This is a genomic window from Mesobacillus sp. LC4 (genome assembly GCF_053543455.1).
Window position 1 is genome coordinate 56904 of sequence record NZ_JBGCUB010000007.1, and the last position, 13527, is coordinate 70430.

Below are 13527 nucleotides of genomic sequence, written 5' to 3' on the forward strand. Positions count from 1 at the left end.
TCGGAATGGTAAAAGATAAAGCTGTCCTGATTACCGGTGCCGCCCAGGGAATCGGGTATGAGATCGCCAAGAGTTTTGCTGAGCAGGGCGCGAAAGTATTTTTAACAGATTTACAGGAAGAAGCCGTGGCAAAAGCGGCTGCCAGTCTGCAGGAATCAGGATATGAAGCGGCTGGTTTGAAATGTGATGTGACCAACGAAAAAGACATTGAGCAGACCGTTGCAAAATGCGTCGAGCATTTTGGCCGTGTTGATGTTCTGATTAACAATGCAGGCCTGCAATATGTCTCCATGATCGAAGACTTCCCGACGGAAAAATTTGAACTGTTGATAAAGGTGATGCTGACGGCTCCGTTTGTAGCCTTGAAACATGTGCTTCCAGTCATGAAAAAGCAGGGTTTTGGCCGGGTGATCAATATGGCTTCCATAAATGGGCTAGTCGGATTTGCTGGTAAGGCAGCCTATAACAGTGCCAAGCATGGAGTCATTGGGCTGACTAAAGTTGCTGCCCTTGAAAGTGCTGAGCATGGGATAACCGTCAATGCCGTCTGTCCCGGCTATGTTGATACGCCTCTGGTCCGCAATCAGCTATCAAGCCTTGCAGAAACAAGGAATGTCCCGCTTGAAAAAGTGCTCGAAGAAGTCATATTTCCGCTCGTGCCGCAAAAGCGGCTGCTGGATGTCGAAGAAATCGCCAGCTATGTGATGTTCCTTGCCAGCGATGCTGCGAAAGGAATCACCGGCCAGGCTGCGGTCATTGATGGAGGCTATACGATTCAATAATCCACAAAAGCTGGTTTCCTTTTTCACCGGAAGCCAGCTTTTTGTTTGATATGGTTTGAACTCTAATTTTCAGACTGGTTCATATATTTATGGAGAATAATTTCGACGTTCTCGATATGGCTGAGCATCACGCGTCTTGCCTCTTCTGCATTCTGTTCTTTTATCGCGTTGAAAATAGCATAGTGTTCCTCATAGAGGCGATCTGTTGTAGTTTGTTTCGAATAGAGCCAAAGCCGGCGGGTTTCCTTCATTGTTTCTCCCATCAGGCCGGAAACATGGTTCATCAAGCTGATCAATAGTGGATTATGCGAGCTTTCAGCAATGGCCATATGAAACTGGAGATCCGCTTTTTCACCAAGCTCCTCATCGCCGCTAGCACGCTTCATTTCTTCGAGCGCTTCTTTCATCGTCTGCAGCTGTATGTCAGTCCGTTTCTTTGCAGCAGAAAAGACAGTTCCAGTCTCAAGAATTTTCCGCACTTCCAACAGGTGAGCTGTGTCCTGTGCATTCATCAAGATGGCTGTCGATAAAGGAAAACTGATTTGCTCAGACTCGAACTGCTTCACATACGTTCCTTCTCCCTGCCTGATTTCAATGAGCCCCATTGCTCTCAAAGCAGTCAATGCTTCTCTGATGGCAGATCGCCCTACCTGGAAGTTCTCCGCCAGCTGCTGGACAGAATCGAGTTTATCGCCAGGCTTCAGTTGACCTGAACTGATCATAGTATGGATGGCTTCCGCAACTTCTTCATATATCTTTTTAGGTTTTATTTTATTGTATTGCAAGGTAGATCCTCCAAAGTTTGTTCTTTAGACTTCCATTATACAGTTTTATCCTAGTTCGATTATATTCTTTACCATTTTAAAAACTTCAAAAGACATTCCAAGAGCTTAACAATATTTTACTAAATGTAAATAAATATTGAAATTGTCCTTATCCACATCCTATAATTTAAGGTATGGTCATCTGATGACCATACCACATTTTTTGTAAGCGATTCCTATCAGCTTTTTTGGGGGATTTGTTTTTATCTAAAAATGTTTATCCTGCAAAATGGCTATTGTTCAAGAATGATTCCGTAAGGCCGATTTTGCATTGTTTAACTAACGGAGGGGGAACACTCATGTTTTCAAACACGGTCAAAGAAAAAATCATTTCAATCGTCAGTCCTGCTAATTTTGATGATTCCAAAGCGGGACGGCTAGTCTATTCATATGATGCAACACCTAACTTTCAGTCAATGGCGGATGCCGTTGTAAGTCCGCGAAATAAAGAAGAAATCTCACAAATTGTGAAAATATGCAATGAGAATCAAATTCCGATTGTCCCTCGTGGATCTGGAACGAACCTATGTGCAGGCACTTGTCCAACAGAAGGCGGTATCGTAATTCTTTTTAAACACATGAACAAAATCCTTGAGGTGGATGAAGAGAATCTTACCGCTACTGTTCAGCCTGGGGTAGTGACCCTTGATTTGATCAATGCAGTCGAGCCAAAAGGGTTGTTTTATCCACCTGATCCAAGTTCTATGAAAATATCCACTATCGGCGGCAATATCAATGAAAATTCTGGCGGTCTCCGCGGATTGAAATATGGAGTCACAAGGGACTACGTGATTGGGCTTGAGGCAGTACTGCCAAACGGGGATATCATCACCACAGGCGGGAAATTGGCGAAAGATGTTGCCGGATATGATTTTACCAGGCTTTTGGTTGGCTCGGAGGGGACATTGGCTGTCATCACTGAAGCAACTCTTAAGCTAATTCCGATGCCAGAAACAAAACAAACCATGCTTGCTTTATATCAAGATCTAGAAGCAGCTGCTAAATCAGTATCCAAGATTATCGCCAGCAAAATCATTCCGGCTACCCTTGAATTCCTGGACCAGCCGACATTGAAGGTAGTAGAGGATTTTGCGAAAATCGGGCTGCCAACAGATGTCAAAGCCGTGCTATTGATTGAGCAGGATGGCCCCCTCGAAGTGGTCGAACGTGACATGGCCAGGATTGCCGAAGTTTGTAAACAGGAAAACGCTGTATCTGTGCAACTGGCGCAAACGGAAGCAGAGGCTGAAGCACTGAGGACTGCACGCAGAAGTGCATTGTCCGCACTCGCGAGATTAGCACCGACGACAATATTGGAGGACGCGACCGTACCAAGGTCTGAGATTGCGAGAATGGTGAATGCCATCAACGATATTGCGAATAAGTATAGTTTGAATATCTGTACCTTTGGCCATGCAGGAGACGGAAACCTTCACCCTACATGTGCGACAGATTCACGTAACCATGATGAAATGGAAAGAGTCGAAAAGGCATTTGCTGAAATTTTTGAAAAGGCCATCGAATTCGGCGGGACGATTACTGGTGAGCACGGCGTCGGCGTCATGAAAGCACCGTACCTCGAGTTGAAATTAGGCGAAGCAGGAATTGCGGCAATGAAGGCAGTGAAAATGGCCCTGGATCCCAACAATATCATGAATCCTGGTAAGGTTTTTGCGAAGGACAGCAGGAAACGGGTGGTGGTTTAAAAATGACAACGATTCAAGAACAGCAGAGAATCCAAGCAGAATTCCAGGGAAAGATGAACCAGGACGAACTATTGAACTGCATGCGCTGCGGGTTCTGCCTCCCTACCTGTCCGACCTATATCGAATCGGGCTATCAGGAATCACATTCACCACGCGGGCGGATCGCTTTGATGAAGGCGGTCGTCGATGGGATTATTGAACCGGATGAGGACTTTGAACGATCACTAGACCTTTGCCTTGGCTGCCGTGCGTGTGAACCGGTCTGTCCATCAGGAGTGAACTATGGACACCTTCTTGAAGAGGCCCGTGATATTGTCAATCAAAACAAGAAGTTTTCAATGCCTGTAAAAGTGGTCAGAAATGCAGTCTTCAAAGGGCTTTTTCCGCATCAGGAGCGCATGAGGGGACTGACTGGACTCATTGGATTCTATCAACGTTCCGGCCTCCAAAAATTGGCGCGCGGAACAGGTGTGATGAAGCTGTTTCCTGAGTCTCTCGCCACGATGGAAAAGGTCCTTCCCCAGGTGCCGACAATGAAGGAAATGAAAAATCGTCCTGAGCACCTTGAAGCAATCGGGACAAAGACGCATAAGGTCGCATTCTTTAGCGGCTGCTTGATGGATACCATGTTCCTGGAAACAAACAATGCAACGATGAAGCTTTTGCAGCTTGCAGGCTGTGAAATTATCATTCCGAAAGACCAGGCTTGCTGTGGAGCGCTTCACGGGCATAGTGGTGAAAAGGAAGATGCGAAAGCACTTGCACGCCGGAATATTAAAGCATTTGAGGATTCCGGGGTCGATTTCATCATCACCAATGCTGGAGGCTGTGGCGCGTTTTTAATCGACTATGATCATTTGCTTAAGGATGATCCGGAATGGAAGGTAAAGGCCCAGGAATTTTCCGATAAAATCATGGATATCTCGCAAATATTGGTCGAAGTCGGCTTTCATGAAAAAGTGAACCTCGAACTGCACCATCAAATCATTACGTATCAGGATTCATGCCATCTTCGCAATGTCATGAAAACAGCTTCAGCACCAAGGACATTGCTGCAGTCCATCAAGGGAGCACAATACCAAGAGATGGAGAATGCTGACCGTTGCTGTGGTTCAGCAGGAATCTACAATATAGTCGAGAGTGAAATGTCCATGCAGCTCCTAGATTCCAAAATGGTCCAGGCAAAGGCCACACATGCAACAACGATTGTTACCGCTAATCCAGGCTGTCTTCTTCAAATGAAGCTCGGAATTGAGCGTGAAGGACTTTCTGGCAAAATGAGAGGCGTGCATATTGTTGACCTGCTTTTGGAGGCAGCACAAACTAAGTAATCGATAAGGCCTTTCTGAAATTTTACAGATTGGCCAGAAGGATGGTTGCTGGCTGCCGGCATAGAAAAAGCCTGCACCAGCAGCAGAAACCATCATATAATACTCTCTATATCATTTATTTCATCTACGCTTGCATATAGAAGGGAATTTTATTACAATATCTCTATATTCATAACGAAAGACTTCGACAAGGAGTAGTAGTGGTGCAAAACCTGATTAGAGAGCTGGCGGTTGGTGCAAGCCAGACGGGTCCATCATGAACTCGCCTTTGAGTCGCAAGCGCGAACTCTTCAGTAGTGCTTGCCGTTTTCCGCGTTAAGGATGAATGAAGCGAGTGTTGCACACTAATTTGGGTGGTACCGCGGGAGATCATACATAACCTCTCGTCCCTTTTACAGGGACGGGAGTTTTTTATTTTTTAAAAGAAATTCCATCCGCAAAAATAAATCGAAACCAAACAGGAGGATATTGACGATGAGTTTTAACCATCAGGAAATCGAGAAAAAATGGCAAACGCATTGGGAAGAAAACAAAACGTTCAAAACAACTGAAGATAAAGGTAAAGAGAAATTCTACGCGCTGGATATGTTCCCGTATCCATCTGGTGCCGGTCTTCACGTTGGCCACCCGGAAGGATACACGGCGACTGACATCCTATCCCGCATGAAAAGAATGCAGGGCTTCAATGTCCTTCATCCAATGGGCTGGGATGCGTTCGGGCTTCCTGCAGAGCAGTACGCTCTTGATACAGGGAATGATCCGGCAGAATTCACGGAGCAGAACATCAACACGTTCCGCCGCCAGATCAAGGCACTAGGTTTTTCATACGACTGGGATCGTGAAGTCAACACAACAGATCCGGAATACTACAAGTGGACGCAATGGATTTTCTTAAAGCTATATGAAAAAGGCTTGGCGTACATTGATGAAGTAGCGGTTAACTGGTGCCCGGCACTTGGAACGGTTTTAGCGAATGAAGAAGTAATCGACGGAAAAAGTGAGCGCGGTGGCCACCCGGTCGAGCGCCGTCCGATGAGACAGTGGATGCTTAAAATCACTGCTTATGCAGATCGCCTGCTTGAGGATCTGGATGTGCTTGATTGGCCGGAAAGCTTGAAAGATATGCAGCGAAACTGGATCGGCCGATCTGAAGGTGCTGAAATCACGTTCAACATCGAGGGCCATGAAGGAACATTCACAGTTTTCACAACGCGTCCTGATACACTTTTCGGTGCAACTTATGCGGTGCTTGCACCAGAACACCAGCTTGTTGATTCAATCACGACAGCTGAACAGAAGGCTGCAGTCGAAAAATATATCGATGAAATCAAGAGCAAGAGCGACCTAGAGCGTACGGACCTTGCGAAGGACAAAACAGGGGTCTTCACTGGCGCTTACGCAATCAATCCAGCAAATGGCGAAAAAATGCCAATCTGGATCGCCGACTATGTTCTGGCTTCATACGGAACAGGAGCAATCATGGCAGTACCTGGCCATGACGAGCGCGACTACGAGTTTGCGAAAAAGTTCGATTTGGAGATCAAGGAAGTCGTTGCCGGAGGAGACATTGAAAAAGAAGCTTACACTGGCGACGGGGACCATGTTAATTCTGAATTCCTAAATGGCATGAACAAAGAAGAGGGCATCAGCAAGATGATATCCTGGCTTGAGGAAAAAGGCATCGGAACGAAGAAGGTCACTTACCGCCTTCGTGACTGGCTGTTCAGCCGCCAGCGTTACTGGGGCGAACCGATTCCGATCATTCACTGGGAAGATGGCACAATGTCAGCAGTTCCAGAAGACCAGTTGCCTTTAGTTCTTCCTAAAACGAAGGATATCAAGCCATCTGGTACAGGCGAGTCTCCACTTGCCAATATCGATGACTGGGTGAATGTCGTTGACCCTGAAACAGGTAAAAAAGGCCGCAGGGAAACGAATACGATGCCGCAATGGGGTGGCAGCTGCTGGTACTACCTTCGCTATATCGATCCAAAAAACGACAAGGCACTTGCTGATGAGGAAAAATTAAAGCAATGGCTTCCGGTTGATATTTATATCGGTGGAGCGGAACACGCAGTATTGCACTTGCTTTACGCTCGTTTCTGGCACAAAGTTCTTTACGATGTAGGCGTCGTCCACACGAAAGAGCCCTTCCAGAAGCTTTTCAACCAGGGAATGATCCTTGGTGAAAACAATGAAAAAATGAGCAAATCAAAGGGCAATGTCGTCAATCCGGATGAGATCGTTGAAAGCCATGGAGCAGATACGCTTCGTCTTTATGAAATGTTCATGGGACCTCTTGAAGCTTCCATCGCTTGGTCAACCAACGGACTTGATGGATCACGACGCTTCCTTGACCGCATCTGGCGCTTGTTCGTCAACGAAAATGGCAGCTTAAGCGAAAAAATCAAAGATGCAGATAACGCGAATCTCGAGAAGGTCTACCACCAGACGGTCAAAAAGGTGACTGAGGATTACGAAGGTCTTCGTTTCAACACAGCGATTTCTCAGATGATGGTCTTCATCAATGAAGCATATAAAGCGGAAGAGTTGCCTAAAGCATACGTTGAAGGCTTTGTGAAAATGCTGGCGCCAATCACGCCGCATATCGCTGAAGAACTCTGGGCAAAGCTAGGACACAGTGAATCCATCACTTATGCAGCATGGCCTGCTTATGATGAAGCCAAGCTTGTTGATGACGAAGTAGAAATCGTGGTCCAGGTGAATGGAAAAATCAAGGCGAAGATGATGGTACCGGTAGATGCAAATAGAGAAACATTAGAGCAGATCGCAATGGGCGATGATGCCGTTAAGGAACAAATCGACGGCAAAACAGTCCGTAAAGTGATTGCGGTTCCTGGAAAGCTCGTTAATATTGTTGCTAATTAAATCGACGCAAAGGATCGCTTTGGCGATCCTTTTTTTAATGGTATAAATACCCCGTTAGGTTTTTTCTTTGTATTATAAAAAGAGTTTTTATATAATAAATAGGGGAAAATAAAATATAGTATTGAATCCTTTAATAAGGGTTAATTATACTTTAAAAATTGGAGGAAATGACTTATGAATAAAGTTGAAACAATCACAACAGAAGAACTTCAAAAGAAGCTGGAAGCAGGCGAAAAGCCAGAAATGGTTGATGTACGTGAACATGATGAAGTGGAATCCGGCATGATTCCTGGAGCTAAGCACGTACCAATGGGCGAAATCCCTGAAAGACTGAACGAATTCGACAAAGATAAGGAATACATCTTCATCTGCCGTTCAAGCGCACGCAGCGGGAACGTCTGCCACTACATGAATGAGCAGGGCTACAAAACACGCAACATGGTTGGCGGCATGATGAGCTGGGGCGGAGAAACAAAACGTCCATAATTATAAAATTCTGAAAATCTGGCCAGAATGGATGCTAAAAAGGAAGGACGACTTACCTTGATCCAGGTCAGAGTATTTGATCACGAACATGAAAAAGATTTAGAACAGGATATGAACCGGTTTCTGGAAAAGCTCGATGAAAAAAAGCTTTTAGACATTAAATACAATGTCGCGGTACTGCCTGAAGAAGAGGACGAAGAACAAATCTACTGTTTTTCAGCCATGGTTGTGTACAGAGCCTGAGTGTTATCACTCAGGCTCTGTTTTAGTTTGTGATCGTTATGGGTAAAAACAACTGGAACGTGAGCAAAAGAGTTCGTCGTGGAGGCTATGATGGACAAAAACAGATGGATGAAAAACAAAAGTGTCCATCATGGACGCTATGATGGACAAAAATAGAAGGAATATGAGCAAAAGTGTCAATCAGGGCGATGACGGACAAAAATAGGTGGAATATGAGCAAAAGTGTCCATCATCAGGGCCATGACGGACGAAAAAAGCTGGAAAACAACTTAAAGTGTCCGTCACCATGACGGACACTTAGTCATTTACTCTATTTCTGCAGCGCGAATTCTGCGGCATTGGTTCCGGCGAGACGTCCGGTGACAAGGGCGGAGGTAATATTGTAGCCTCCTGTATAGCCGTGGATGTCGAGGATTTCTCCGCAGAAATATAGACCATCAGCTTTTTTTGAAGCCATTGTTTGCGGCTCGACTTCTTTGACGGACACGCCGCCTCCGGTAACGAAGGCTTTATCAAGCGGGAGGGTGCCGTTGACTTTGAATTCGAATTGCTTGGCTGACTTGGTGAAGTTTCTTATTTTTTCATGGCCGAGCTGTCCTCCCTGCATAGTAGGATCGATCTCATTGCGCTCCAGCAGGAACATCAAGTAACGTTCAGGCAGCAGCCCTTTAAGCAAATTCTTCACGGCTTTTTTTGGCTCGGCTTTGATCAGTTTATTGATCTCCTGGAACAATTCTTCCTCTTTCATGTCAGGAAGGGCATCCAGGGACATGACAACTTCTTTCAGGTTCCATTTCTGCATCGCTTTTACGACGAACTGGCTGCAGCGAAGAACCGCAGGCCCGCTGACACCAATGTGTGTAAAAATCATATCCATTTTATGCGTAATCAGCGCTTTCCCTTTTGGATTCAGGACGCTAAGCGCCACTCCTCTCAGCGATAGCCCCTGCAAAACCTTTTCTTTTATAAATGGTTCAGACGAGGTCAATGGAACTTCAGTTGGGAACAACGCAGTGATTGTATGGCCCGCTTTTTCCGCCCAGGCATACCCATCACCAGTTGAACCAGTATGGGGCACAGATTTTCCGCCGACAGCGATAATGACGCTTTCAGCATAGAATCTTTCACCATTTTTCAGTTCAACCGACTCAGCTTTGCCATCCTTGTAATGTACATGAGCAACTGGAGTGTTCGTCTTGATTTCTACCTTTAATTCTTTCAGCTTTGATAAAAGGGCGTCAACGACAGATTGTGCTTTGTCACTGACTGGGAACATCCGGCCGTGATCCTCTTCTTTCAGCTGGATGCCGAGCCTTTCAAAAAATGAAATAATATCTTCATTGCTAAAAATCGACAGGGCGCTGTATAAGAACCGTCCATTTCCGGGTATATGTTTAATGATTTCATCTACAGGCAGCCGGTTGGTCACATTACAGCGCCCGCCGCCGGAGATCGCCAGCTTTCGACCAAGCTTGTCTCCTTTGTCAATCAGCAGCACCTTCGCTCCCTTTTCACCAGCAGCAATAGCTGCCATTAAGCCAGACGGACCGCCGCCAAGGACGATTACATCGTATTTCATTGCTTCACCAACTTTTCGTATTACTTTTTAAAATCATTTGAGCACTTTTATTATTATAATGTATCTCTTCATTAAAAACATTGCCATGAATGAGATCCTTCAAACGAAATCCAACCGGAAAACTGGCAGTCAGCACCGAGAAGGAGTAAACTAGGGAATGCAGGAAAACTCTGCAGCATGGATACAGGGAAATTCTGCATCCATTGATAAATATCACTGTATCGGAATGTGTTTATGGTAAAATACAAGTTTGTAATCTGTTTTTATTATATAGATTGAAAAGTAGGGATCTTATGTCATCAAAGCTTTTAAGAGGGACGTTCATACTGACGCTTGGTACGATCTTATCCAAGGTCCTTGGACTGTTTTATGTTATCCCTTTTTATGCGATTATCGATAAATACGGGACGGTACTATATTCTTATTCATATATTCCATATACAATTTTCATTAGCGTGGCAACAGCTGGAGTGCCGCTCGCGGTTTCAAAATTCATTGCCAAGTATAATGCTCTTGGTGAATATGCGGTCGGGAGGAAGTTATTCAAGTCAGGTATAGCTGTCATGTTGGGAACGGGAATATTGTCGTTCCTGGTGATGTATTTGACAGCACCGATTTTAGCGGATATTACCATCAGTTCAAGTGACAGCAATGTTAAAATTAGGCCAGAGGATGTCACTACTGTAATCAGGGCTGTTAGCTTTGCGTTAATAATTGTGCCATTCATGAGTTTGATCAGAGGCTTTTTTCAAGGACATCAATCAATGGGGCCATCTGCTGTTTCACAGGTTGTTGAGCAAGTTGTCAGGATTGTCTTTTTGCTGGCAGGTGCTTATATTGTTTTAGCCATCATGAAAGGAAGTATGGTTACGGCTGTCAGTGTCGCAACTTTTGCTGCGTTCATTGGGGCAATTGGCAGCCTTGGTGTTCTTGGATGGTACTGGTTTAAACGTAAGCCGCATCTCGATGAATTGTTAAAAGAAGACAAGGGCACAATGGATATCTCCTTAAAAGAAATTTATAAGGAAATATTGATTTACGCTGCTCCTTTTGTCTTTGTCGGCATTGCTAATCCATTGTTCCAGTTCATTGATATGATCACTTTTGAAAAGGCGATGGTTTCTACAGGGTTGGACCCGAATGACGCCCAGGCAGCCTTTGGTGTATTGAATTTCCAAACACATAAACTCGTCATTATTCCAGTATCGCTGGCTACCGCATTTTCTTTGACTTTGGTTCCTAGCATTACGAAGGCATTTACTGACAATGACCGCAAAGGGATGAGAAGGCAGTTAGACCAAACTTTCCAAGTGCTCATGTATTTGACGGTTCCCGCAGCTATTGGACTGTCTTTACTTGCACAGCCCATGTTTACCGTGTTCTATGAAAATGATCCTTTAGGAACTGAGATTTTGAGAACCTATGCGCCAGTAGCCATCTTATTTGCACTTTATTCCGTTACAGCAGCTATCCTGCAAGGAATAAACGAACAGCGTTTCACGATCTTGAGTTTGCTGACGGGACTATTGGTGAAGCTTACTCTCAATATTCCAATGATTAAAATGTTCGAAACGCAAGGTGCTGTTTTTTCAACTGCGTTGGGTTATGTGGCAGCGATCCTCATCAATATGTACGTAATCAAAAAGTACGCAAGGTATCCAATGGGCTTTGTGACCAGAAGGGTTATACTGATTCTTGTGTTTTCAGGTTTGATGGCAGGTGTAACATTGGCATTCTATGAAGTGCTCGTACAATTCCTGTCACCGGCTGCGAAGTTCCAGTCAATAATTATTATTGGAATTTCTGCACTGGTAGGAGCTGCGGTATACTTTTACCTTGGTTTCCGGACCAAACTGGTGGACAGGCTCTTCGGGGACCGTGTCACCAAGATCAAGCGCAAATTAAGGCTGCCGGTATAATAGGAAAATGGCCTTCGGTTATGAAGGCCATTTTTAATGCAACCTAATAAAAAAACTGTTGGTCATCGCGGATATTCAAACGGCGCTCAATTCTGTCGACCCTGCGGTCCAAGCGGTCGATTTGATTGTTCAGCCTCTGGACTTGCCGTTCCAGCCGGTCGAGTCTTTGGTCAAATTGGCCGCCTCCGCCAGGGTAACCGCCACCTGGGTATCCACCACCCGGGTAACCTCCGCCTGGCAGGCCGGGAAGCGGAATGTACAAGCCTTGTCCTTGCTGTCGATGGTTCATTCAGGTCATCTCCTCATATCTGTAGTAAAGTATGATATTAGTCTATGTATGGAAACTAGAAATGGAATGGGCACCTGCCCATATGAATATAGGAGGTACAGAAATGCGAATCGATAAAGTGCTTTCCAACCTAGGATACGGAAGCAGGAAAGACGTGAAGAAACTTTTAAAAGACGGTGCTGTAAAAGTGAACAATGCAATAGTCAAGGATGCAAAGCACCATGTAAATCCTGAAAATGATTCGATCACATTAAACGGGGAAGAGATCCATTATAGAGAATTTATTTATTTAATGATGAACAAGCCTCCTGGTGTCATCTCAGCAACGGAGGACAACCGTGATGAGACGGTGATTGATTTACTGGAAATCGAAGACCAGGTATTCGAGCCCTTCCCGGTAGGGAGGCTTGATAAGGATACCGAGGGCCTGCTGTTGATCACGAATGATGGACAGCTATCTCACAGGCTTTTATCACCAAAAAAACATGTTCCTAAAACCTATTTTGCGGTAATAGAAGGAGAAGTGACGGAAGAGGATATAGAGGCATTCAAGAAAGGTGTCACTCTCGATGATGGTTATGAAACAAAACCGGGTGAACTCGTTATTTTAAAATCCGGCTTAACTTCTGATATCGAGCTGACGATTACCGAAGGCAAATTCCATCAGGTGAAGCGGATGTTCGAAGCAGTCGGGAAAAGAGTCATTTACCTGAAGCGATTGTCTATGGGACCGCTTAAGCTCGATGACACGCTGGAGCTCGGGGAATACAGGGAGCTGACGGACGAAGAAGTGGAAATGCTGCAAACTTATGTGGTATAAAAAAGAAATCGCCGAGACAAGCTCAGGCGATTTCTTTTTATTAGTAAGCATACATTTACTTCGAGTGTTGTCCAGCTCCAGCGCCTAGACCCTCTAGACGCTTCGATCCTGCCAATGAAGTCAAAGAACGACTTCACGGTCAGGACCTCCAGCGCTTGTCGGGTCTGATCAAGGCACTTCCGCTTTTCGTATTATGAAGACATCTTCACCTTTTTCTGGGTCGTTGTCCATTTACCTCGGCTCGGACTTTTCACTAAGTCGTTATAAGCCAGGACATTCAAATCCCTCTGGATGGTTCGAGGAGTAATTCCGAATTCCTCTACAAGATCTTGAGTTGTGACAGTACCATTCTGACATATATACATGTAGATGGATTTGATGCGGTTTATCATCCGGTTAGTCGAAGGTTTCAAACAACCACTCCCTATCCTTTTTTAAACCCCTTTGTCATTTTCCTGCAACCGACTATAGATTGAAGACGAATCCTCAAGTATGTAGTTTTCTTCTTTCCAGACAGCTCCTTTTGCGTCCATTTTTAAAAGGCAATCATAAGATGTCTTACCTTTTGGACTATTTTACACTTTAATAAGATAAAATTCCAGATTATTAACTGTTTTTTATGAAAAATTAATAATTTATTAGATAACTGCCTCCTTTGT

12 protein-coding genes and 1 other annotated feature are annotated in these 13527 nt (G+C 44.8%); of the genes, 8 read left to right on the top strand and 4 right to left on the bottom strand.

What is annotated here, in order from left to right:
- Positions 1–5 precede the first annotated feature (5 nt).
- Positions 6–782, top strand: a complete 777-nt coding sequence (locus AB5I83_RS19365; RefSeq protein ID WP_448977738.1) for a 3-hydroxybutyrate dehydrogenase — start codon at positions 6–8, stop codon at positions 780–782.
- 62 nt (positions 783–844) lie between these two features.
- On the opposite strand, the gene AB5I83_RS19370 is transcribed toward AB5I83_RS19365, so the two are convergent.
- On the bottom strand, positions 845–1567 hold the full coding sequence (locus AB5I83_RS19370) for a FadR/GntR family transcriptional regulator (protein WP_448977740.1): 723 nt from the start codon (positions 1565–1567) through the stop codon (positions 845–847).
- 338 nt (positions 1568–1905) lie between these two features.
- Between AB5I83_RS19370 and glcD the strand changes: the two genes are divergently transcribed.
- The 5 genes from glcD to AB5I83_RS19395 all read left to right on the top strand — a co-directional run bounded on the left by glcD (position 1906) and on the right by AB5I83_RS19395 (position 8261).
- Entirely contained in the window at positions 1906–3312 is a 1407-nt protein-coding gene (glcD, locus tag AB5I83_RS19375; protein ID WP_448977742.1) for a glycolate oxidase subunit GlcD, read from the top strand.
- Between the two features lie 2 nt (positions 3313–3314).
- Positions 3315–4643, top strand: a complete 1329-nt coding sequence (locus AB5I83_RS19380) for a (Fe-S)-binding protein (protein ID WP_448977744.1) — start codon at positions 3315–3317, stop codon at positions 4641–4643.
- A gap of 175 nt (positions 4644–4818) precedes the next feature.
- Positions 4819–5037 (top strand) — a binding site (T-box leader).
- Between the two features lie 80 nt (positions 5038–5117).
- A complete protein-coding gene (gene leuS / locus AB5I83_RS19385; RefSeq protein ID WP_448977745.1) occupies positions 5118–7532 on the top strand; it encodes a leucine--tRNA ligase in 2415 nt (804 codons plus the stop codon).
- A 174-nt stretch (positions 7533–7706) separates the two neighbouring features.
- Positions 7707–8018: a rhodanese-like domain-containing protein gene (locus AB5I83_RS19390; protein ID WP_448977747.1), complete on the top strand. Its 312-nt coding sequence runs from the start codon at positions 7707–7709 to the stop codon at positions 8016–8018.
- Between the two features lie 57 nt (positions 8019–8075).
- Positions 8076–8261 carry a sporulation protein Cse60 gene (locus tag AB5I83_RS19395; RefSeq protein WP_167834517.1) on the top strand — a complete coding sequence of 62 codons (186 nt, stop codon included), beginning with the start codon at positions 8076–8078 and terminating at the stop codon, positions 8259–8261.
- A gap of 310 nt (positions 8262–8571) precedes the next feature.
- Here AB5I83_RS19395 and AB5I83_RS19400 read toward each other — a convergent pair whose 3' ends face one another.
- Complete coding sequence (locus tag AB5I83_RS19400; RefSeq protein WP_448977749.1) at positions 8572–9840, bottom strand: NAD(P)/FAD-dependent oxidoreductase; 1269 nt, start codon at positions 9838–9840, stop codon at positions 8572–8574.
- Between the two features lie 293 nt (positions 9841–10133).
- Between AB5I83_RS19400 and AB5I83_RS19405 the strand changes: the two genes are divergently transcribed.
- Complete coding sequence (locus AB5I83_RS19405; RefSeq protein ID WP_448977751.1) at positions 10134–11759, top strand: putative polysaccharide biosynthesis protein; 1626 nt, start codon at positions 10134–10136, stop codon at positions 11757–11759.
- A gap of 43 nt (positions 11760–11802) precedes the next feature.
- Here the strand turns inward: AB5I83_RS19405 and AB5I83_RS19410 are convergent, their stop codons facing one another.
- Positions 11803–12048, bottom strand: a complete 246-nt coding sequence (locus AB5I83_RS19410; RefSeq protein WP_448977753.1) for a hypothetical protein — start codon at positions 12046–12048, stop codon at positions 11803–11805.
- 103 nt (positions 12049–12151) lie between these two features.
- Between AB5I83_RS19410 and AB5I83_RS19415 the strand changes: the two genes are divergently transcribed.
- On the top strand, positions 12152–12868 hold the full coding sequence (locus AB5I83_RS19415) for a pseudouridine synthase (protein WP_448977755.1): 717 nt from the start codon (positions 12152–12154) through the stop codon (positions 12866–12868).
- A gap of 191 nt (positions 12869–13059) precedes the next feature.
- Here AB5I83_RS19415 and AB5I83_RS19420 read toward each other — a convergent pair whose 3' ends face one another.
- A complete protein-coding gene (locus AB5I83_RS19420; protein ID WP_023626930.1) occupies positions 13060–13281 on the bottom strand; it encodes a DeoR family transcriptional regulator in 222 nt (73 codons plus the stop codon).
- Positions 13282–13527: the final 246 nt, after the last annotated feature.

Bases quoted from the DNA above. Each gene is read 5' to 3' on its own strand.
- AB5I83_RS19365 (WP_448977738.1), top strand. From the start codon at position 6: ATGGTAAAAGATAAAGCTGTCCTGATTACCGGTGCCGCCCAGGGAATC.
- glcD (WP_448977742.1), top strand. From the start codon at position 1,906: ATGTTTTCAAACACGGTCAAAGAAAAAATCATTTCAATCGTCAGTCCT.
- AB5I83_RS19380 (WP_448977744.1), top strand. From the start codon at position 3,315: ATGACAACGATTCAAGAACAGCAGAGAATCCAAGCAGAATTCCAGGGA.
- leuS (WP_448977745.1), top strand. From the start codon at position 5,118: ATGAGTTTTAACCATCAGGAAATCGAGAAAAAATGGCAAACGCATTGG.
- AB5I83_RS19390 (WP_448977747.1), top strand. From the start codon at position 7,707: ATGAATAAAGTTGAAACAATCACAACAGAAGAACTTCAAAAGAAGCTG.
- AB5I83_RS19400 (WP_448977749.1), bottom strand. From the start codon at position 9,840: ATGAAATACGATGTAATCGTCCTTGGCGGCGGTCCGTCTGGCTTAATG.
- AB5I83_RS19405 (WP_448977751.1), top strand. From the start codon at position 10,134: ATGTCATCAAAGCTTTTAAGAGGGACGTTCATACTGACGCTTGGTACG.
- AB5I83_RS19410 (WP_448977753.1), bottom strand. From the start codon at position 12,048: ATGAACCATCGACAGCAAGGACAAGGCTTGTACATTCCGCTTCCCGGC.
- AB5I83_RS19415 (WP_448977755.1), top strand. From the start codon at position 12,152: ATGCGAATCGATAAAGTGCTTTCCAACCTAGGATACGGAAGCAGGAAA.